This window comes from Nocardia jiangxiensis NBRC 101359, from assembly GCF_000308615.1.
Taxonomy (GTDB): Bacteria; Actinomycetota; Actinomycetes; order Mycobacteriales; family Mycobacteriaceae; genus Nocardia; species Nocardia jiangxiensis.
In genome coordinates, this window is the sequence record NZ_BAGB01000164.1 from 67,147 (window position 1) to 86,138 (window position 18,992).

Genomic DNA, 18,992 nt, shown 5'->3' on the forward strand with positions numbered 1-18,992 from the left:
CTTTAACGGTAGCGCCGTCAGGGTCGGCCGTAGTCGCGCGCGGGCCTCGGCATGAACCACACTGCCGGCGAGGGGGCGCAGTTGCCGCCTGGCCGCCGAAATTGTCCCGGCCCCGTAGCGAGTGCGGTCGCCGTATCGGCCGCAATCCGAATTCGATTGCGACCGAACATAACTGCGCCGACGATGTCCTGCGACACACAGGCTCGCCTACCACACTCGGCCGACGTTCGGGTAAAGGCGACCTCACGCGCCCGATTCGTCGGCACCGAGGAGGATCTGAATGCTCTTGGTGCGCGACATTTCTCGATACCCGTCGAATCCGCTGACTCGCCCATATCCGCTGTTGCCACACCCGCCGAACGGGAAGGCGGCATCGCCACGCCGGTAGTGGTTCACCCAGACGGTCCCGACCTTGAGAGCCCGCGACACCCTATGAGCTCGGTCGAGGTCCCGAGTCCACACTCCGGCCGCCAACCCGTACGGGGTCGCGTTGTTGAGTTTGATCGCCTCGTCCTCGGTGTCGAATGGAAGAACAGACAGCACCGGCCCGAAGATCTCCTCCGAGAAGATCGACATATCAGGCTTGACATCGGTGAAAACCACAGGTGGATAGAACAACGTCCCGTCGTGCTCCGAGGTACGCCCACCGAACCGGAGGGTCGCACCGTCGGCGATACCGCGTTCGACGAACGACTGAACACGCTCGACTTGCGCGGGCGTACACATAGGCCCCAGATCGGTGTCGGGTAGAGCGGGATCACCGAGGCGCAACTTCGACAGAAGTTCGACTATGCGCTCGACCACCTCGTCGTACACGGAACGGTGGATCAGCGCACGCGTCCCAGCGACACAACTCTGGCCACCCGAGGTCGAGAAGCCGGCCGCCACACCAACTGCGGCCCTGTCGACATCGGCATCGCCGAACACAATGTTCGCCGACTTCCCACCCAGCTCCATCACCGCCGGCACCAACCGTTTGGCGGCGTGCGTAGCAACCGTCCGTCCCGCCTCCGGCCCGCCCGTCATGGTCAGCTTGTCGACGCCGCTGTGCTCGCACAATGCCTGCCCCACCACTGGCCCCAGACCGGTGACAACGTTGATCACCCCCGGCGGGAACCCCACCTCGTGCGCGACTCGGGCGAACTCGAGCAACGAGCAAGGCGCGATTTCGGACGGCTTCACGACGATCGTGTTTCCAGCTGCCAGTGCCGTACTCGCCATCTGCGCGAGCAGCACGCCAGGCGTGTTCCAGGGCGTCTGGATCCCGATCACGCCGTAAGGTTCCCGTTCGGTCAGGCTGAGCACCGCGGGGTCATTACCGCGCGGGGTCTCACCAGCCGCGGTTTCCGCCAGCGCCGCGGCATATCGATACCAGTCCGGCACAGCTTTGTTCATCAACCGCTCCTCGCGGATGGTCTTGCCGTTGTCGCGACTCTCCGTCACCGCCAGTACCTCGGCTTCGTCCGCGAGCGCGTCGGCGAGCTTGGTCAGCAACTTCGCGCGCAGCTTCGGGTTACGAGTCCACGTCGGATCGGCCGACGCCCGCACGGCCGCCGAGACGGCAGCATCGACATCCTCGGCGGTACCAGCCGGAACAGTGGCCCAGACTTCCCCGGTGAAGGGGTTGATGGATTCGATGAGCTCCCCCGAGGCGGACGGCCGCCATCCTCCATCGATGTACATCTCGAAATTCTCGACCATCGCGCGTTCCTTCACACAGTCCAATAAAGTCTGATTATGATAACAAGAATATATCGCCCGGGGTAGAACGCAGATCGCCGGTACCGAGACACGGGATCTCCCACATCCGGAACCGGCGATGACGCCATGGCTGGGGTCGGCGACGCGCGGTCGGCAATCAATCGCGAATTCCCCGGAGACGCCGCACCATCAGCGATCTTGTTCCAGTGTTCGCGCCGATCCGGCAAGACGCTCGAGCAGCGGAATCACAGCCACCAGCAGGTTGCGTTCGGGGTCCGAGAACTCATGCATCAACACGTCCACGATCCATTGTTCCCGGACCTGTCGGTCGCTGAGCAGTTCCTCGAGCCCGGCCGACGTCAACGTGATTCGGACGTTTCGCCGGTCCTCCGGATCTCGCGCTCGCTCGGCCAGCCCTCGCGCCACGAGAATGTCGACTGTGGCCCAGACGGTCTGCGTCCGAAGCCCATTGTCCATGGCGAGCTGACTGGCAGTAGAGCGAGGGCGCCGGTCCAGAGCACTGAGGAGTGCACTCTGCGACCACGACAGCGACGTACCGGACTCGTTGCGTACACGGCGGATCAGGTGCCCGACGACGGCTCGGATCCGACCCGATAGCTCGAGTATGTCCGCGCGGTCAGTCGTAGGGATCACCAGTTCAAGCTCTGCAGAACGAGACGCCGTAGCGTACGCGGGTTGCGGTCGATTTGGCCGGTGCGCGCGTGCTGGACCGCGAGGTTGTTGAACAGGACCAGGTCGTCGTTCTCGTAATGGTGCGTGTAGATGTTCTCTTCCTTGTAGAGCGCGGCGAAAAGCGTCTGCAGCAGGTCTTCGCCCTCTTCGGAACCCGGTCCGTACTCGACGATGTGGCTGGTGTTGAACTCGTTGACGAACAGCGCCTTCTTCCCGGTGTGGGGCACGACCGTAACGACCGGATGCACCGCGGACTGGATCGGGGACAGGTCTGCCCCGTCGGGATAGTCGACCAGCATGACGCGCTTCTGCTCCGCGTCCAGATCCCGCGGGTCGAACATGTTGTACGCGTGCAGGTTCTCGATCCTGGCCTTGAGTTCATCGGACAGGTTCTCATAAGCGCGCACGGTGCTGGCGAACGCAGTCGGAGGCGAAGTCGGCGATACGTCCTGCGCGTACAGCGACGTACCGGACGCGATGTTGCCGCGGTATGCACCGTCATTGTGGAACAGCAGTCGACGACTCCCCGCCAGGCTCGGGTTGTCCTTCATGACGTTGGACAGGTATTCGACGGTGCTGCCCCACCGGAAAGTGTGCAGGTCTCCGAGCGAAGTCACGAATCGGTCGTGATCCTCGTCGCGCAACTTCTGCCCGCGCACCAGCACAACACCACCCGTGTCGAACGCACCGCGAAGAATGCGGATCTCGTCCGCGTCGAACGGCTTCGACAGATCGAGGTCCTGTAATTCGACACCGACGTTGTCAGTGATGGTAACGGCCTTCATCCGAGTTTCTCCTGATCCTCCACCCCGCCGTCCGAGACGATCAGGGGCACTGAACAATGACTATGATTAGGATAGCTAGATGTATGGCATTTGACAACGAAGGAGTTGAATTACGCCACATATAGCCTTTGAACAGGCCAATTAATCCCTCATCCACAACGGGATACTTCCAATATCATGATTAGAGTCACCGAAGACACTCTTCAGAGAGGCGTCTGCGTTCACCGCATCACCCGCGTGCCCGACAGGGTGCTCCTGGCCGCGCAACAAAGAGCGGAGTAGTCGCCGACCACAAGGCCGGCGGCTACTCCGCTCGTCGTTCGTCTCGGATGCTCTTCGGAACCGGTCAGTGCGGGCCGATAAGCGCGAGAGTGCGCCTCGGTGTCAGGACCGGGCGCACTCCGGATGCACACCGACCTCCCGGTACGGCGCCGCCAGCTCCAGGCTGCAGATCGAGCACCGCGGCGGGAGCTCGGCTCCCACCTCGTCCAGGAAGCGATCCCGGACCTCCACCTTGTTCAAAAGCGTCTCCGCCGCCATCGTCGCCAGCGGGAGCAGAACGCCATTCTGCGCGCCAGCCACGGCGAAGGACGTCACATCCTTCTTCATCACGACTTGCGGCAACGCAGTCCCCGCCGCAGCGCTGCGCCGCATCCGATCCTGGTAACCCCACGTCCGGATGGCACGAGAATCGGCATTGCTGGTTACGAGCACCGCGGTCAGTGCGTCCTCGGTGAGCCCGAACGACCGGGCGAACTCCATCGCTTCCATCTGAATGGCGTAGCTGCCGATCGTCAGATAGTTGACTGCCAGTTTCACCGCTGATCCGGCACCTGCGGGGCCGACGTGGAAAACTTCTCGCCCGATCGCGTCGAACAGCGGCGCCAGCCGTTCCACAACGGTGTCCTCACCGCCCACCATGACGGTGAGGTCCCCCGTCCGTGCACGCGCCACCCCACCGGCAACGGTGGCATCCACGATGTCGATCTTCTCGGCTTTCGACGCCTCAGCCAGCGTCTGGACGAATCCGGGCGTGACCGTGCTGTGGATCACCAACGTGGCGGGCCGGCCCGCCGCGGCCACCTCGTCACGCACTCCACGCACCTGTTCCTCGTTGAGAACCACGACGCTCAGCACGTCGACGTCCCCGGCGAGGGAGGCGATCGACTCGGCTCCCTTGGCTCCAGCCGAGACCAGCCGTTCGACTGCTTCGGGCCGGATATCGAATACTGTGACCTCGTGCCCGGCCCGCAGGAGGGTAGTCGCGATCTCCCCACCCATGTTGCCCAGGCCGACAACTCCGATTTTCATACTTGAACCTTTCTGCTCCGGGCCAGGTCTGGCTACGGCTCGACTCGCAGGTGGATCGGGCCATCGACAGCCGGCTTTCCGAGCTGCGCGATCCCCTCCGCCACCTGCTCGAGAGGGAATGCCCGGGTCGGCACTTTGGCCAGATCCACCGAGCCGGCATTGATCGCCTCGACCGCCGCACGCAACGACGTCTCGCTCTTGCTGAGCGGCCCGATCAGGCTCAACCGCCGCATGCTGATGACATCGGGGGCAAGCTCGAGCCGCTGGTCGTGTCCCTTGATTCCGGCGAGGACCAGTCGGCCGCCCGGCGCCAGCGCCTCGATGGCCTGCGCAACCGCCGATACGGATCGTGGCGTTGTGTCCACGACGACATCGACCGGATACCCGATCGCCGCACGCAGTTGCGCGGGCTCACCGCTGGTGATCGTCACAGTCGTATCGATGCCCAGCTGACCGGACAGCGCCAGGCGTTGCTCATCTCGCGGGAGGCCGACCCAGATCACTTCGGCGGCGCCCATGATGCGGGCCACCAGGCAACATGCCAGGCCGCGTGGCCCGGCACCGAGCACAGCAACCTTCTCGCCCGCACGGACGCGCCCGGCCTGCCCGACCCACTCGAAACCGTTCGCAAGCGGGTTATGGAACGCTGCGACCTCCGTCGGCACATTCGCGGCCAACTTCATCAATGTCGAGCCGGGCGCCAGGTACATGTGAGTCGCCAGGCCACCCCAGAGCCCCGGCGGGTCGTCCGCCGAGACCGCACCGTATGACCGGAAGCGACAGTTCCCACCCACCTGGCATTGCGCACAGGTCCCGCATCGGATGGCGGAATTCACGACCACGCGGTCGCCGACCTCGACGCCCCAGGCCTCGGCTGCTTCGGCTCCGAGGGCAGCCACTCGCCCGACGGGCTCATGGCCGAGCGCCATGGGCAGCGGATAGCCCGGCAACCCACCCTCGAAGAACTCGAGATCGGACCCGCAGAGTCCGTTCACCTCGACCTCGAGCAGACCATCACCAGAGCCCACGACAGGCAGGGCGACTTCCCGGATGTCGATCCGGTGTGGCGCAGCCAGCACAGCGACACGCGCCCTCACGGCAAGCCCGCCGGACGCCGGATCGCCTCGGATCCACTGAAATTCAACGATTTCGTCTCCAGGAACTCCATGATCCCGAAGGTCCCGAACTCTCGGCCGACGCCCGATTGACGGTACCCGCCGAACGGTGCGTCGACGTTGATCCGGCCGCCGTTGATACCCACCATCCCGACTCGGAGACGGTTGGCGATCTCGGCGGCCCCGTCGTCATCCGGACCCCACACCGCGCCGACCAAGCCGTACTGGCTGTTGTTGGCGATCTCCACGGCCTCGTCGACGTCGTCGTACGCGAGCACGCTCAGCACGGGCCCGAAGATCTCTTCTTGCGCGATGGTCATTTCGGGCGTGACATCGGAAAAAACGACCGGCGCGACGAAGTTGCCGTCGTCGACCCGGTACGGGTCCCCGGCGACCGCCCTGGCGCCTTCCGCGACACCTTGCTCCAGGTAGCTCAGCACCAGGTCCTTGTGTGCGCTGGACACGAGAGGCCCCATCGTGGTCCCCGGATCCCGCGGATCGCCCACCGTCTGCGCGGCGACGAACTCCTGGAGCGCCTGTTCCGCCTCGGCGAGTTCGGCCCGCGGGACGATGAGCCGGCTCAACGCCGCACACACCTGGCCGGAATTGGTGAAGCAGCGTGCCGCCGTGGCCTTCGCCGCTGCAGCAACATCGGCGCCAGGCAGGACGACCGACGGGCCCTTACCACCGAGCTCGAGTGCGACTCTCTTGATCGTGCCCGCCGCCGCGGCTGCGATGTGTCGTCCGACGGCAGTCGATCCGGTGAACGTAATGCCGTCCACCCCGGGGTGGGTGACGAGCTGCTCCCCCACAATCTGGCCGGTACCGGTGACCACATTGAACGCGCCTGCCGGCAACCCTGCCTCGACGAGTGCGTCGGCCAGGGCGTAGCTGCTGAACGGCGCCACCTCCGAGGGCTTGAGCACGACCGTGCAGCCCGCCACCAGCGCGGCGCCGACCTTCGCGAGTGTCTGATGCAGCGGAAAGTTCCACGGCGTGATGGCGACGACGACCCCGAGCGGCTCGTGCGTGACGAGTGTGTTCCCGAGCTGCTCGGTCCACGACATCCGGATGCCTGCGTCACACAACGCTCGTAGCACCTGAATCGGCCTACGAACCTGAACGTCACGTGACAAGGACAAGGGGGTGCCCACCTCGTCCGTGATGCGGCTCGCCAGATCCTCGACCTTTTCCTCGAGGATCGTCGCTGTTCGCCGCAGGACCTCGATCCGTTCGAGAACCGGAAACCCGGACCACTCGGCGAGTGCGGCGCGAGCGGCCGCAACCGCGGCGTCGGCGTCCTCCGCGGACCCCTTGCACACGGCATCGATCAATGCGCCCGTCGAAGGATTCGTCACTGGCAGCCTGTCGGGTGAGGTGGAGCCTACCCATTGACCGGCGATGAACTGGTCGCCGGCGTGCTCGACCCCGGTCATGAACGAGCCTGCACGTCGAACTGCACAACGCTTTGCGCTTCCACCAGATCACGCATCACATCTCGGACCACGTCGTGTGCGGGGTGCGCACTGTAGGCGCGCCACCCCTCGGAGTCGTCGAAATCTGCGACCAGCCCCCAGTCGTAGCCGCCCGGGCGCACGCCCAGATCGGGACCGTGGGAGAAACCGCGGACGTCGGGAGACTGCACTCCCAGATCGTCGAGGGACCTCCGGACTCGGGCAGCCTCCGCGGTGGTCAGCGGTCGCTTGAATTTCATCACGACAATGTGGCGGAACATGTTCACCTCGAATTCACAATTGTGCCGCGATCGCAGCGGAGCTCTCGCGGACGAACTTCAAGTGGACCTCGCTGTGAGCGGGGTGGTGCAATGGTCGGCATCAGCCGTTCTTGATCAGGTGCCGCGCGATGAGCCCCCGGTGGATCTCGTTGGTTCCTTCGACCAGCTGGAATACCTTGGCGTCTCGGTATGCGCGGCCGACCCGAAACTCGGGCGAGACGCCGTAGGCACCATGGATCTGCACAGCCTCGGTCGCGGCGCGCTGGGCGACATCGCTGGCGTACATCTTCGCCATGCTCGCCTCCATCCTGGCCCGGCCACCGTTGTCCATCTCGCGCGCGCAACGCTCGACGAGCAGTCTCGCTGCCGTGATCTCGGTCGCCATCTGCGCGAGCTTGGCCTGGACCATTTGATGCGAAGCAATGCTGGTGCCGGCGATGACCCGTTCGTTCGCATAGGCGATCGAGTCGTCGAGACAACCCTGCGCCAGCCCGACCGCGCGGGAGGCGACGGACAGCCGGCCACGCTCGACCGCGCCCATCGCGATCTGGTAGCCATTGCCTTCCACTCCCAGCAACGCCTCGGGCCCGACCCGGACTCCGTCCAGCACGACCTCACCGCTGCACAGCGGGCGGAAGCCCAGCTTGTTCTTGAACGGCGAGACGGACAAGCCCGGCGTGTCCATCGGAATGATGAACGCGCTCACTCCGGCCCGCCCGGCAGCACGGTCCCTGCTCGCGAAGGTCACAATGAACCCGGCGATGTCGATATTCGTGATCCAGGTCTTCGCGCCGGTGATCACGAATCCCTCACCGTCACGCCGGTATGTCGTCTCCATCGCGGCGACGTTGCTGCCGGACTGCGGTTCTGTCACCCCGGCACAGCCGAAGATCTCACCGGCCACAAGTGGCGTCAACCACCGCTTCTTCTGCTCGTCGGTGCCGTACTCGAGAAGTCCCGAACCCACCAACGCCGAGGGCATGCTCATCAGGACGCCGAGGCAGTGGTCCACGGTCGACATAGCTTCGATGATTGCCGCGTACGTCGCATGGTCCAGTCCGGCACCACCCAACTCGACCGGCACGGTACCGCCGAACAGACCGAGGTCCGCCATCTGCTCGAGGATGTCCTTCGGCAGCTTTTCCTCCGCGTCATAGGCAGCCACCCGCGGTGCCACCACCCGGCGAGCGAAGTCTCGGACCAAAGTGACCAGTTGAGCGGCTTCTTGGGCGCCGACTGGCGAAGTCATAGGGGCTCCTCTTGATGCGTGCGGACATCCGATCTGCGAGCTGACCGGATCAGCTTCCGCGTCGCGCACTTGACTATGACTATATTAACCATCTTTTAATCGAGTCGGCAAGAGACGGCTACCGGTGGAGGCCCACCCGCCCGTTCACTGCGACACCGCCCCGCCGTCCACTCGCAGGACCGTTCCAGTAACAAAGGACGCAGCGTCACTGACCAGGTAGAGAACGGCCGGAACCAGCTCGGACGGGTCGCCGAGTCTCCCCATCGGGGTATCCGCAATGTGCTTCAGGGATCGTTCGCGTGTCATCCGCTCCCCCATCCCCGCGGCGAACGCGCCGGGCGCCACCGCGTTGACACGTACCCCATGGGGTGCCCACTCACGTGCCAACACCATCGTCGTGCCCCACAAGGCAGCCTTCGACGATCGATACAGAACCGATCCAGCCCCACCCGTCCACAGCCCGGTGGTCAACACGTTCACCACGCTGCCACGAGCCTCGGACAGATACGGGAACGCGGCCTGACACAGGAACAACGCCGCTTCCGCATTCAGGCCGTGCACCCGCCGATAGGCATCGCGGTCGACCTCGTCCGCCGCCACCCTCTCGGCGACACCGGCGTTGTTGACCAGAACATCGATACCACCGAAAGCCTGCACAACCTCCGCAACGAGGTCACTCGGCCCAACAGGATCGGCAAGGCTGGCGCTGACAGCCAAACCCTCGCCACCAGCAGCTTCGATTTCGCTCACCACGGCACAGCCGTCAGCACAGGAGCGCCCCACGACAGCTACGCGCGCCCCACACGCCGCCAGGCCCCGAGCGATCACGGCACCGAGGCCACGCGTTCCCCCGGTCACTACGACCCGACGGTCCGAGATATCGAACAGCGGACGGGGATCCCACGACAGGGACATGAATCACCTCACGGTTCGGTAGGCAATCGCCTGGATCTCGACGAGACAGCGCGGATCGAACAGGTTGTGCACGCCGACCATGGCGCTCGCCGGCGTCTTGTCACCGAAGATCTCGCGTCGTACCGCCTTGTTCGCTGCCGCCACCTCAGCGCCGTCGCCGACGAAGAACAGCGTCTGCTGGGCAATATCCGTGATCGATGCGTCGAACTTCGCGAGAATCCAGGCGATGTTCGCGTATGCCTGCCGCATCTGGGACTCGATCCCCCGAGGGAACGTGATGCCCTCCAGTACCGGAGCGTCGAAATCGACGTCCATCCCGACCATGCCGGCCACGTGGATCGTGTCGCCGACCCGCACCGCCCACGACAGGGCGACGCTGTCACCGAAGAGATGAAGTCGTTCCAGCTCCACGGCTACCTCTCACCTTCGACGACGCCCGGACCCAACGCACCGTCACCGCGGAGCACGCTGTGGCTAACCGACAGCGCGGCTGGACTAAGCCGCCAATCCAATTTACTATACATAATATGACTATAGATCCAGGTTCACCCCGCCAGATCTGGCATGTGGGCTTCATCGTGGACCAGCTCGAGGACGCGATGGATGAACTGGGCGCCGCCCTCGGGCTGCGGTGGGCCGACATCCACCGGGTCAACGGACAGCCCCTCGAGGGCCCGCACGGCGAGCAGTATGCGATCGACACGCGAGTCGTGTTCTCACTCGACCTGCCGCTGTCCATCGAGTTGATCGAGCCCACTCCCGGCACCCCCAATGTCCGACGTGGAAATTCCGCATTCCACCACCTCGGGTACTGGGCGGAGGACCTCGTCGAGGAGGAACGTCGACTCGATGGTCTGGCCATGCCGTGCGTCGCCTTCCGGATGGACGACTCGAACCTGCGGCGCATCATGCTCACCCAGGGGCCGTACGACATCCTCCTGGAATCGACGAACGCGCTCGTTCGCCGACCCGGACTCGAGCACTTCTACCCTCAGGAGGCGTCCCGATGATCTGGCACGTTGCGTTCGCTGTCGATGACCTCGAAGAAGCCATGGAGAAGTTCGGCACCGCACTGAATCTCGACTGGCTGCCCATCAAGAATTTCTCCGCCGAGAGCGCGTACGCGGATGGCACCCCATTTCGCCTCACGACCCGTCTGACATTCGCGACCGCAGGCCCGTGTGCCCTCGAGCTGTTCGAGCGCGTCCCGGGAACACCGAACGAGCCGGCACAGGGCACCATCTTCCACCACATGGGCTACTGGACCGGCGATCTGAACCAGGAGCGGGAGCGGCTCGCACAATGCGGTTGGTCCTGCAGCGGCGGGCTGACCACTTCCGATTCACGGGCAGCCTTCTTCTCGAGCTCACTGGGGATCTTCCTGGAGGGCTGCAACTCGACGATTCAGCGTCCCGGGCTGCAGAAGTACTATCCCGGCGGGCCTACCGGGGTCCGACAGCCCGACCAGTTCCTCTGACAGTCACGGAGCATGCGTTGGCGTCGGGACGAAATCCCTGCGCCGCCCACGCATGTTCCGGAGCCGCGGAGGAGCTCGATCCTGAATCGAGCGCCCCAACCGTGGGGCCACCAACTGTTCACGCTTCCCCGGGTTACCAACTCACCCAGTCTGCGCCGTCGCACCCCGCAGGCGGCCGACGACCCCGTACAGACGAGGACCGCTCAGTGGACTTGCTGATCGACGACGCGGGTGGAGTGCGCCGCCTGACCCTCAATCGCCCCCACGTGCGAAACGCACTGTCCGTCTCGCTGCAAGAACAACTCGTAGCCGCACTTCTGTCGGCCGACGCGGACCCAGCCGTCTCGGTCGTCGTCGTTACCGGCCAGGGTGAGCAGGCGTTTTGTTCCGGCGTCGACGTCAAGGAACTGGACCGGCTCGGCGACACAGGCTGGCGCGGCCCGTACGCGCAACCCCATCGGAGCGTATGGCAAGCGCTCGTGGAGCTGTCGAAGCCGACGATCGCGTCCGTTAACGGTCATGCGGTAGGCGGAGGTTTCGAGCTGCTTCTCGCCTGCGACCTGACTATCGCCGTCCGGGGCATCAGCGTGGGGCTACCCGAAGCGAGACTCGGACTCGCCGCCTCGTTCGCTTCCGCACAGCTGCCGCGCAGGGTACCTCATGGGATTGCAGCCGAGTTGTTGTTCACCGGCGCTTTGCGTCCTGTCGATGACCTCGTCCAATGGGGGCTTGTACAGCGTGTCGTGCCACGCGAGGAGCTCGCCGCGACCACGCTCGACCTCGCAGACACGATCGCCCGGAACGCGCCGCTCAGCCTCAGGCGAATGAAAGCCACGATGACGAAGGGTATGGCTCTGCCACTGATGAGTGCCGTCACGCTCGGTGCAGGCCCCGACCCGTATACGTCGCAAGACCGGCTGGAAGGCGTGCGAGCTTTTGCTGAACGGCGACCTCCGCACTGGTCCGGGCAGTAGCACAGGTCGGGAGCCGAGACGCTCGCCCGAATAACCCCGGCCGATCATCACCTTCTGAAACAATCATTATTATAGTTATATTTACCGCCCATTCTCAGATTGAGAGACTGGACCGAACCGGCAGCAGACACGGCGCCACCGACCGGCAGCATGACCTCGACCAGTGGCAGCCTCCGGGGACACCACCGGACAGACCGCGACAATCGACAGCAGTATGCCTGTTCACGCGAGGCTCCGCAGCTCGATCCGGCCCGAACGATCGACGAGCCACGAGAAAAACACAGGCTACCTGTTGACTTCCGGGAACCGCAGCGCCTACCGTTAAAAACCTGATCACCTTCAAGGAGAACTGACATGGACGTCATCCCACTCGATGCCCCGGTAGGCGCGGAACTACGCGGGGTCGATCTGGCCAAGCCACTGTCCGACGACGAGATCGCCCAGCTCCGTGACGCATTCCTCGCCCATCACCTGATCGTCGTGCGCGAGCAGGACATCGAGGGCGAGGACCAGGACAGATTCGTCCAGCATCTCGGGCCGCTGCTGGCGTTCGACAACGGCGTGTACCACCAGTTCATGACCAATCAGCACGTCGAGAACGCCGCGATGTCCGGCTCAGGACGGCTGCTGTTCCACAACGACGGGGCGTTCCGCTCCCGTCCCCGCGCGGGAACCTCCCTCTACGCCATCGACGTCTCCCCGACGTCGCCGCCCACCAGCTTTGCCAACGGCGTCCGAGCTTACGAGCTGCTTCCAGAGAACCTGCGGAAGAAGATAGACCAGCTCAGTGCCGTGCACATCCTCGACTACGACGACCCGGAGCAGGAGTCCAACCGCGTCCGCCAAGCCGACTTCCCGGCCGGCCGCACTCTCGACGACGTCCGGCACGCGGTCCACCCGATGGTGGTGACGCTGCCGTACAGCGGCCAGAAGGCAATCTTCGTGAGCGAGTTCTACACCAGTCACATCCTCGAGTTCGGGCCCACTTCGACCGAAGGGGAAGACATCCTCCAGCAGGTGTTCGCCGTCCTGTACGACGAGGGCAACGTCTATTCCCACCACTACCGCAACGGCGATCTCGTCGTGTGGGACAACTACGGCGTCCAGCACGCCCGCTCCGGCGCGATCGACTCCAACCCCCGGCATCTGCGCCGCCTGGTACTGGACACGCTGAGCTGGTGAGCGCGATGACTCGTAGCACAACCTGGCATCCCGAATCATTCATAAATCTCACCGATTACCGCGAAGTGACCGAGGTCCTGCACCGCGGCAGGGAGTTCGTCCTCGAGGGAACTAAAGCCGAATCCGACGAGTTCGTGCACGACACCCTCATCTCCATCGACGGACGTCCGCATCTCGAACGCCGGCGCGCGCTCATGAAGATGCTGACACCATCTCAGCCGTGGGGTGCCGAGGGGCATCTGCTGGACGAGGTGTTCGACGACAACCTACGCCGCATCCGCGAGACAGTGCCCCCGGTCGACGGCGCACACCACTTCGACCTCATCGACTTCTGCCGACGGATCGTCTGGCGTGTGACTGCGGCGTTCGTCGGAATCGATGGCATCGACAGTGACGAAAAGGTGTCCTGGTTTCTCGAGCTGGCCGCGCCGGTACTGAACACGCTGGTGGTCGAATATGCGCCGGAGGCGGAACGTGACGCGATCGTCCTGCGCGGACGAGAGGCCCGCGAGCAGATCCGCCGCGAGATGTTCCTCCCCAGCATCGAACGACGCCGGGCACTGTTACGACAGGCGGCAGAGAGCGGAGGCTCGACCGAGGATCTTCCCGCCGATCTGCTCATGAGCATGCTGGCCGACGCCGGTGATGGGGATACGGACCTCGAGCCCATCTTCCGCGAAGCCGTCGCCCTTTTGGCCGCATCGGTGAACAACCCCGTGTCCCAGGCCGCCTGGTCGCTCGATGATCTCCTCGACTGGCTGGAGGCACATCCCGAGGGCCACGCGCACACAAGCGAGCGGGAGTTCCTGAACCTCGCGGTGAAGGAATCCATCCGCCTTCACCGATCCTCGCGCCCGTATCTCGTCCGGATCGCCACCGCCGACACCGTCCTCGAGTCGACGGGCCGAGCGGTACCCGCTGGCTCCTGGGTCGCGAGCTGGGTCGGCGCAGCAAACCGGGATCCCGCCGTGTTCGGTGCGGACTCGGACAGCTTCGACCCGTATCGCGCTCCACTCGACCCGAAGGTCGCAACCTTCGGAGTCGGGTTCGGCATCGGACCGCATTCGTGTCTGGGCCGCCCGATGTTGCTGTGGGAGCAGGGCGGCGAGGAGGCCCAGGGCATCCAGACCAAGCTTCTGCGGTTCATGCTGCGGAGCGGAATCCGGAAAGACCCCGGCGGTGTACACGAACTCATCGGCGTCGAGGGTGGTCGCCGATTCTCTCGGTATGACGTCACCCTGCCGGCGGAGAACACGAGCAGCTGACCCCGGTCGACAGAATGGCCCGGTCCCCACCCACATCAGGGTGCAGACCGGGCCGGACCATATGTGGGCCGTCAGCGCTCGACGCTACGCCGCTCGATGTCGAGCAGGTGTTCGAGCCGGAGCACGTCGTGGATCATTTCGGTCTCTTCCCGGAACATGGCCGCGACACCCGGATCGGACGATCCGCGCGCAAGACTCTCGTAGCTCAGCCGCATCGCGTGCTGACGCGTGTAGAACGGGGTCAGCGGATCGACCACCGCCCGAAAGCCGAGCTCCCCGAGGACGTCCAACGGAAGCGGCAGAGAGCCGAGGCCCGCGTGCAGCAGGTAGAACAGCGGCCCGGGTACCCGCTCCCCGATCGACCGGACCTGGTCGGGTGTCTTCTCCAGGACGAACAACATGTCCGCGCCCGCATCTCGGTACGCCTCGGCCCGGCGGACGGCCGCATCGAGCCCTTCCGAACGACACGCGTTCGTCCGCGCGATCACGACGAAACCGGAGTCCCGCCGAGCAGCGACCGCCACCTTGATCTTCTCGACCATCAGCTCCATCGGCACGAGGTGCTCTACACCGATGTGGTGGTGCGCGCGCTTCGGCATCAGCTGGTCCTCGATCTCGATGCCGGCGATGCCCGCCGCCTCGCACATTCGAACGGTGTGCTCGACATGCATCGGATCGCCCCACGCGCACTGCCCGTCGAGAATCAGCGGTAGGTCGGTGGCAGCCCGGATCTCCAGCGCGACGTCGACGATCCGCGTCAGTGACAACTGCGCCTCGGTCGTCGCTTTGACGTAGCCGAGCGTCGCGCCGCCGAGGTAGAGCGCCCGGAAACCCGCTCGCTCCGCGAACAAGGCACTCAATGGGTCGAGCACCAACGGAAACACGACCGGTTCGGAATTCGTGAGCAGGTGGCGAAACCGGCTGCCGGGTGAAGCGTAGGCGTCGGAAGCTGCATCGACAGACATGAGGGACCTTCCGGTCAGAGGAGGAGAACGGTCAAGCGCGGATCCGCGTGCCGCACCGGAGACCGGGTCGGCAGGCTCAGACAGCCGGATACCATTCGCCCCGACGGTAAAATCCCACATCGGGAATGTCAACAGGCAGCCTGTTGACAATCTCCGCAGCCGGCGCCACAACGGCCCGAGTCACCCGCCGCGGTCAGGCCATCACTTCCTCGAATCGACCAGCCGGTTGATGATCTGCACCGCCGCTTGAACCGTCTTGCGCTCCGCCGCCGTCGCATCTTCACGGAGTGCCGATTCCAGCCAGTCTTTCCGGGTGGCCGTCAAACGGGCTGCAACCGCCCTCCCTTCCGAGGTCGCCTCCAGGAGGGACTTGCGGCCGTCTGCCGGGTCTTTCTCACTGCGGATCAGGCCGTCTTCGCGAAGATTGGCCAGCAGCTCGGACATGGACTGCTGTCGCATGTTCTCCGCCTTGGCAAGCTCACTCGCCGTTATGGGGCCGTTGTCGATGATCCGAGTCAAGGTCGCCATCTGCGCCCAGGTCCAGCGACCGGCCCAATGCCCGGTCTTGGCAGCCACCTCGGTACGAATCCGCGCCCGTAGCCGCGTCACGGCCAGCGCGAGCTCGGCCGCCAGCGCTGCGGGATCCTCTTTCTCGACACCCATGCGTGTCAAACTACCGCCCAACCCGAGACATCTTCGCGTCGGAACCCATCCTCCGGCGCAACCCGATCCGCGCGGCCGACTGCTCACCTCGGAGATCGCGGTCGCCGCGCTGCACCACCATCTGCCCGCACACGGGGCCGAGCACATCAGCCAGACGAACTTCGTGGCACCGTGCTGTCCGACGCCGATCGCCGGGTGCCCATCCGATCTCCGGCAGCCGGCGAGGGGTTGCTTCTGCAGACGATAAAGGTAATCATAGTAAGCAGAATCACATCTCTAGTCGAAGGAGTCGCATGCGTCCGGAACACGGCAGCGCGGCAGTCGAGCAGAGCGCGCGGCTCGCGGGAAAGCATCTGTTCGTCACCGGCGGAACTCGCGGCATCGGCCTCGCGATCACTGCTGCGGCCCTCGCCCGCGGTGCACGAGTGTCTTTCGTGGGCACAACTTCCGACGGCGTCCGAAACGCCGAGGCCGATCTGCACAACAGCGGGGCTGACGTGGCCGGATTCCAGGCGGATGTCACGGACGAGGCCGCGGTACACGCCGCCGTCACCGCGGCGAGCGAGCGCTTCGGCCCTATCGATGTCCTCGTCGCGAACGCCGGGCGGTCGAGCGTTCACGGCCCATTGCGGGACTCGAGCCCTGCTGCTTGGTGGTCGGACGTCAGCGTGAACGTTCTCGGTGTGGCGCACTGCGCGGCGGCGGTCTTGCCGTCCATGACCGAGCGTGGAATGGGTCGAATCATAGCCATGGTATCGGGTACAGCCGGTCGACCCAGCCCGTATAACAGCGCTTACTCCTGCTCGAAAGCCGCGGTCGTCCGTCTCGTCGACTGCTTGGCAGAGGAAGTTCGCGAAGACGGTATCGCCGTGTTCGCTCTGCGACCCGGCAACGTCCAGACCGACATGCTTGCCGCATTCGCCGAGTCCGAGGAGATCCGCCGGTGGATTCCGGGCGACATCGCCAGACTGCGGCCACAATCACCGGACCGCGCCGTAGCCGCGACGCTCTGGCTGGCCGAGGGCGATGGCGACGCGTTGTCCGGCCGCTGGATCGACGCGGAAGACGATCTCCCCGCGCTCGCCGCCCGCGCCGGTGACATCGCCGCTGCGGACCTTTATCAGCTGCGGCGCAGGAAAGCCTGACGCCACCCGTAAACCAATCTCACCTCAACGAGGAGGAACGTGCCATGAGCACACCCGAAACCAATGCTTGCCGAGCAGTGGTGGAGCGCTTCTACCAGGCAATGGCCGCCGGTGACCTGGAAACCGTCTATAGCCTGTTCGCTGAGGAGGCAGTCGTCTCCCTGGCCGGCCAGCTCGAAATCTGCGGCACCTACCGCGGACGCGCCCGGATCGGTGAGTGGGGTCAGGCGGTATTCGGCCGGCTCGACCCCGCGACTGTCCAGGCCCCGGCGCGCTACACGATCTTCGCGGTGGATCCGCCACGTGTGTGCGCGATGAGCGAGGTCCGTGCCCGTGCGGCAGACGACACTCTCGACTACGTGCCCACCTACGCCCAGCTCTTCGAGATCCGGGACGGCCAGATCCAGAAGTTCTGGGAATTCGCCGACACCGCCATGTTGGAGCAGCTGTTCGGAAATCGGCTGGACAAACCCCAAGCCGGCGCCGGATCCGCATTCGAGTTCTGAGCACCCGCCGCGCTGTCCCCATCGCAGACCTTTTCATCGTTTTACCCAGGAGATCACTGTGCCCGCAGACCCCGCCGTCGTCGCGGATCTTTCCGAACTTGTCCGGCTCGAGGATCCGGATTTCTATTCGGACGACCCTTTCCCGCTGTACGCGCGGCTACGCCGGGAATCCCCGGTGCATTACTACGAGCCACTCGACCTGTGGCTGCTCACACGGTACGAGGATATTCGGGAGGTGGGCCGGACCCCGCTGATCTTCAGTAGCAGCGACGGCATCCTGCTCAACGACTTCCGATACGGCAACGTCGTGGCGTCGTTCTTCCCACCGAACGCCGAGAACTTCGCCCTGGACGGACCGCCCCGGCACGCCGAGCTCCGCAAAGCCATCCGGACGCCCTTCAGCCCGGTCAACGTGGCCAAACTGAACGAGCAGGTGCGCTCCGTGGTCGTGGAGATTCTGGACGCCATCGTGCCGGGCGAGGACACGGACTGGCTCACCGACGTCGCGATGGCCGTCCCGTCGGTCATGATCGCGACGCTGCTCGGCATGCCGCCCGAGGACCGTCCGTTGCTGGACGGGTGGGCCAACGAGATCATCAAAATGGGTGCCGCGGTCGGCAAGGAGGAACTCGCGGAGGTGGCCGCCGGGCTCGGCGGAATGTATGCGTACTTCGCGGATCAACTGGCGGACCGACGTCGCAATCCCGGCACCGATCTGCTGACGGCCTTGGCGCAGGCGGAAGACGCAGGAGCATTGAACAACGAAACCGTGCACATGATGGTCGCGGGTGTCCTGTCCGCGGGCAACGAGACTACCCGCAACCTCGTCGCCGGACTCGCCGTGGCCTTCTCCGAACATCCGGAACAGTACGCTCGTCTGGTCACCGATCCGACGCTGGCCCGCAACGCCACCGACGAGTTGCTGCGCTGGATCACGCCGGTGCGCGGCTTCGGCCGCACCGTCACCGAGGACACCGAAATCGGCGGCCAGGCGATGCGCCGCGGGCAGCGTGTCTACATGCTGTACGGCGCCGCCAACCGGGACGAGACCGTCTTTGCCGACCCCGAGACGTTCGACATCGGCCGCGACTTCCGCGAGGCCATGCATCTGTCGTTCGGCTTCGGTGAGCATTCCTGCATCGGATCATCCCTTGCCCGGCTGGAAACCGCGACAGTCCTGGAGGAGATGGCGCGCCGGTTCCGGTCGATCGAACTCGCCGGCACGCCCCGACGGCACGCGCAACTGCTCGCCAATGCATACGAATCGCTGCACGTCACCGTCCGGGTCTGACCCAGCTTTCACTTCCTACA

General features: G+C 64.9%; 20 protein-coding genes. 8 read left to right on the forward strand and 12 right to left on the reverse strand.

Annotated elements, in window-relative coordinates:
- Positions 1–243: 243 nt before the first annotated feature.
- From ON40_RS39580 to ON40_RS39625, 10 genes are all read right to left on the reverse strand, one after another.
- On the reverse strand, positions 244–1,701 hold the full coding sequence (locus ON40_RS39580; protein WP_040830690.1) for an aldehyde dehydrogenase family protein: 1,458 nt from the start codon (positions 1,699–1,701) through the stop codon (positions 244–246).
- A 189-nt stretch (positions 1,702–1,890) separates the two neighbouring features.
- On the reverse strand, positions 1,891–2,355 hold the full coding sequence (locus ON40_RS50795; protein ID WP_157186732.1) for a MarR family winged helix-turn-helix transcriptional regulator: 465 nt from the start codon (positions 2,353–2,355) through the stop codon (positions 1,891–1,893).
- Positions 2,352–3,179, reverse strand: coding sequence for a TauD/TfdA dioxygenase family protein (locus ON40_RS39590; protein WP_040830610.1), 828 nt, complete (start codon positions 3,177–3,179; stop codon positions 2,352–2,354). Before ON40_RS39590 ends, ON40_RS50795 begins: the two co-directional genes overlap by 4 nt.
- A 384-nt stretch (positions 3,180–3,563) precedes the next feature.
- A complete protein-coding gene (locus ON40_RS48860) occupies positions 3,564–4,490 on the reverse strand; it encodes an NAD(P)-dependent oxidoreductase (protein WP_083896271.1) in 927 nt (308 codons plus the stop codon).
- 32 nt (positions 4,491–4,522) lie between these two features.
- On the reverse strand, positions 4,523–5,587 hold the full coding sequence (locus ON40_RS39600) for a zinc-dependent alcohol dehydrogenase (protein WP_083896272.1): 1,065 nt from the start codon (positions 5,585–5,587) through the stop codon (positions 4,523–4,525).
- Complete coding sequence (locus ON40_RS39605; RefSeq protein ID WP_051194296.1) at positions 5,584–7,041, reverse strand: aldehyde dehydrogenase family protein; 1,458 nt, start codon at positions 7,039–7,041, stop codon at positions 5,584–5,586. The genes ON40_RS39600 and ON40_RS39605 overlap by 4 nt, the downstream gene beginning before the upstream one ends.
- Positions 7,038–7,340 carry a Dabb family protein gene (locus tag ON40_RS39610; protein WP_281033109.1) on the reverse strand — a complete coding sequence of 101 codons (303 nt, stop codon included), beginning with the start codon at positions 7,338–7,340 and terminating at the stop codon, positions 7,038–7,040. The genes ON40_RS39605 and ON40_RS39610 overlap by 4 nt, the downstream gene beginning before the upstream one ends.
- A 100-nt stretch (positions 7,341–7,440) precedes the next feature.
- Complete coding sequence (locus ON40_RS39615) at positions 7,441–8,589, reverse strand: acyl-CoA dehydrogenase family protein (protein ID WP_040830611.1); 1,149 nt, start codon at positions 8,587–8,589, stop codon at positions 7,441–7,443.
- 144 nt (positions 8,590–8,733) lie between these two features.
- A complete protein-coding gene (locus ON40_RS39620) occupies positions 8,734–9,504 on the reverse strand; it encodes an SDR family NAD(P)-dependent oxidoreductase (protein WP_063713184.1) in 771 nt (256 codons plus the stop codon).
- A gap of 3 nt (positions 9,505–9,507) precedes the next feature.
- On the reverse strand, positions 9,508–9,861 hold the full coding sequence (locus ON40_RS39625) for a RidA family protein (protein ID WP_169541987.1): 354 nt from the start codon (positions 9,859–9,861) through the stop codon (positions 9,508–9,510).
- A gap of 170 nt (positions 9,862–10,031) precedes the next feature.
- On the opposite strand from ON40_RS39625, the gene ON40_RS48865 reads away from it, so the two are divergent.
- The 5 genes from ON40_RS48865 (at position 10,032) to ON40_RS39650 (ending at position 14,402) form a co-directional block, all read left to right on the forward strand.
- Entirely contained in the window at positions 10,032–10,514 is a 483-nt protein-coding gene (locus ON40_RS48865; RefSeq protein WP_083896273.1) for a VOC family protein, read from the forward strand.
- The gene (locus ON40_RS54105; protein ID WP_040830614.1) at positions 10,511–10,981 is read left to right on the forward strand and encodes a VOC family protein; all 471 of its coding nucleotides are present in this window, start codon (positions 10,511–10,513) and stop codon (positions 10,979–10,981) included. The genes ON40_RS48865 and ON40_RS54105 overlap by 4 nt, the downstream gene beginning before the upstream one ends.
- Positions 10,982–11,187: 206 nt before the next feature.
- Positions 11,188–11,955 carry an enoyl-CoA hydratase/isomerase family protein gene (locus tag ON40_RS39640; protein WP_040830615.1) on the forward strand — a complete coding sequence of 256 codons (768 nt, stop codon included), beginning with the start codon at positions 11,188–11,190 and terminating at the stop codon, positions 11,953–11,955.
- A gap of 354 nt (positions 11,956–12,309) precedes the next feature.
- On the forward strand, positions 12,310–13,137 hold the full coding sequence (locus tag ON40_RS39645; RefSeq protein ID WP_040830617.1) for a TauD/TfdA dioxygenase family protein: 828 nt from the start codon (positions 12,310–12,312) through the stop codon (positions 13,135–13,137).
- A gap of 5 nt (positions 13,138–13,142) precedes the next feature.
- The gene (locus ON40_RS39650) at positions 13,143–14,402 is read left to right on the forward strand and encodes a cytochrome P450 (protein ID WP_157186734.1); all 1,260 of its coding nucleotides are present in this window, start codon (positions 13,143–13,145) and stop codon (positions 14,400–14,402) included.
- Positions 14,403–14,473: 71 nt separating this feature from the next.
- On the opposite strand, the gene ON40_RS39655 is transcribed toward ON40_RS39650, so the two are convergent.
- Both ON40_RS39655 and ON40_RS39660 read right to left on the reverse strand, forming a co-directional pair.
- Positions 14,474–15,499, reverse strand: coding sequence for an isocitrate lyase/PEP mutase family protein (locus ON40_RS39655; protein WP_157186735.1), 1,026 nt, complete (start codon positions 15,497–15,499; stop codon positions 14,474–14,476).
- 69 nt (positions 15,500–15,568) lie between these two features.
- Positions 15,569–16,030, reverse strand: a complete 462-nt coding sequence (locus ON40_RS39660; RefSeq protein WP_063713188.1) for a MarR family winged helix-turn-helix transcriptional regulator — start codon at positions 16,028–16,030, stop codon at positions 15,569–15,571.
- 293 nt (positions 16,031–16,323) lie between these two features.
- Here ON40_RS39660 and ON40_RS39665 point away from each other — a divergent pair, with 293 nt between their 5' ends.
- From ON40_RS39665 to ON40_RS39675, 3 genes are read left to right on the forward strand one after another with little or no spacing between them, the layout of a single operon-like run.
- Positions 16,324–17,175: an SDR family NAD(P)-dependent oxidoreductase gene (locus tag ON40_RS39665; RefSeq protein ID WP_051194303.1), complete on the forward strand. Its 852-nt coding sequence runs from the start codon at positions 16,324–16,326 to the stop codon at positions 17,173–17,175.
- A gap of 44 nt (positions 17,176–17,219) precedes the next feature.
- The gene (locus tag ON40_RS39670) at positions 17,220–17,681 is read left to right on the forward strand and encodes a nuclear transport factor 2 family protein (RefSeq protein WP_083896278.1); all 462 of its coding nucleotides are present in this window, start codon (positions 17,220–17,222) and stop codon (positions 17,679–17,681) included.
- Between the two features lie 58 nt (positions 17,682–17,739).
- A complete protein-coding gene (locus ON40_RS39675) occupies positions 17,740–18,972 on the forward strand; it encodes a cytochrome P450 (RefSeq protein ID WP_051194304.1) in 1,233 nt (410 codons plus the stop codon).
- Positions 18,973–18,992 lie beyond the last annotated feature (20 nt).

Bases quoted from the DNA above. Each gene is read 5' to 3' on its own strand.
- ON40_RS39665 (WP_051194303.1), top strand. From the start codon at position 16,324: ATGCGTCCGGAACACGGCAGCGCGGCAGTCGAGCAGAGCGCGCGGCTC.
- ON40_RS39615 (WP_040830611.1), bottom strand. From the start codon at position 8,589: ATGACTTCGCCAGTCGGCGCCCAAGAAGCCGCTCAACTGGTCACTTTG.
- ON40_RS39645 (WP_040830617.1), top strand. From the start codon at position 12,310: ATGGACGTCATCCCACTCGATGCCCCGGTAGGCGCGGAACTACGCGGG.
- ON40_RS39650 (WP_157186734.1), top strand. From the start codon at position 13,143: ATGACTCGTAGCACAACCTGGCATCCCGAATCATTCATAAATCTCACC.
- ON40_RS39670 (WP_083896278.1), top strand. From the start codon at position 17,220: ATGAGCACACCCGAAACCAATGCTTGCCGAGCAGTGGTGGAGCGCTTC.
- ON40_RS39610 (WP_281033109.1), bottom strand. From the start codon at position 7,340: ATGTTCCGCCACATTGTCGTGATGAAATTCAAGCGACCGCTGACCACC.
- ON40_RS39660 (WP_063713188.1), bottom strand. From the start codon at position 16,030: ATGGGTGTCGAGAAAGAGGATCCCGCAGCGCTGGCGGCCGAGCTCGCG.
- ON40_RS54105 (WP_040830614.1), top strand. From the start codon at position 10,511: ATGATCTGGCACGTTGCGTTCGCTGTCGATGACCTCGAAGAAGCCATG.
- ON40_RS39605 (WP_051194296.1), bottom strand. From the start codon at position 7,041: ATGACCGGGGTCGAGCACGCCGGCGACCAGTTCATCGCCGGTCAATGG.
- ON40_RS39580 (WP_040830690.1), bottom strand. From the start codon at position 1,701: ATGGTCGAGAATTTCGAGATGTACATCGATGGAGGATGGCGGCCGTCC.
- ON40_RS48860 (WP_083896271.1), bottom strand. From the start codon at position 4,490: ATGAAAATCGGAGTTGTCGGCCTGGGCAACATGGGTGGGGAGATCGCG.
- ON40_RS39620 (WP_063713184.1), bottom strand. From the start codon at position 9,504: ATGTCCCTGTCGTGGGATCCCCGTCCGCTGTTCGATATCTCGGACCGT.
- ON40_RS39590 (WP_040830610.1), bottom strand. From the start codon at position 3,179: ATGAAGGCCGTTACCATCACTGACAACGTCGGTGTCGAATTACAGGAC.
- ON40_RS48865 (WP_083896273.1), top strand. From the start codon at position 10,032: ATGACTATAGATCCAGGTTCACCCCGCCAGATCTGGCATGTGGGCTTC.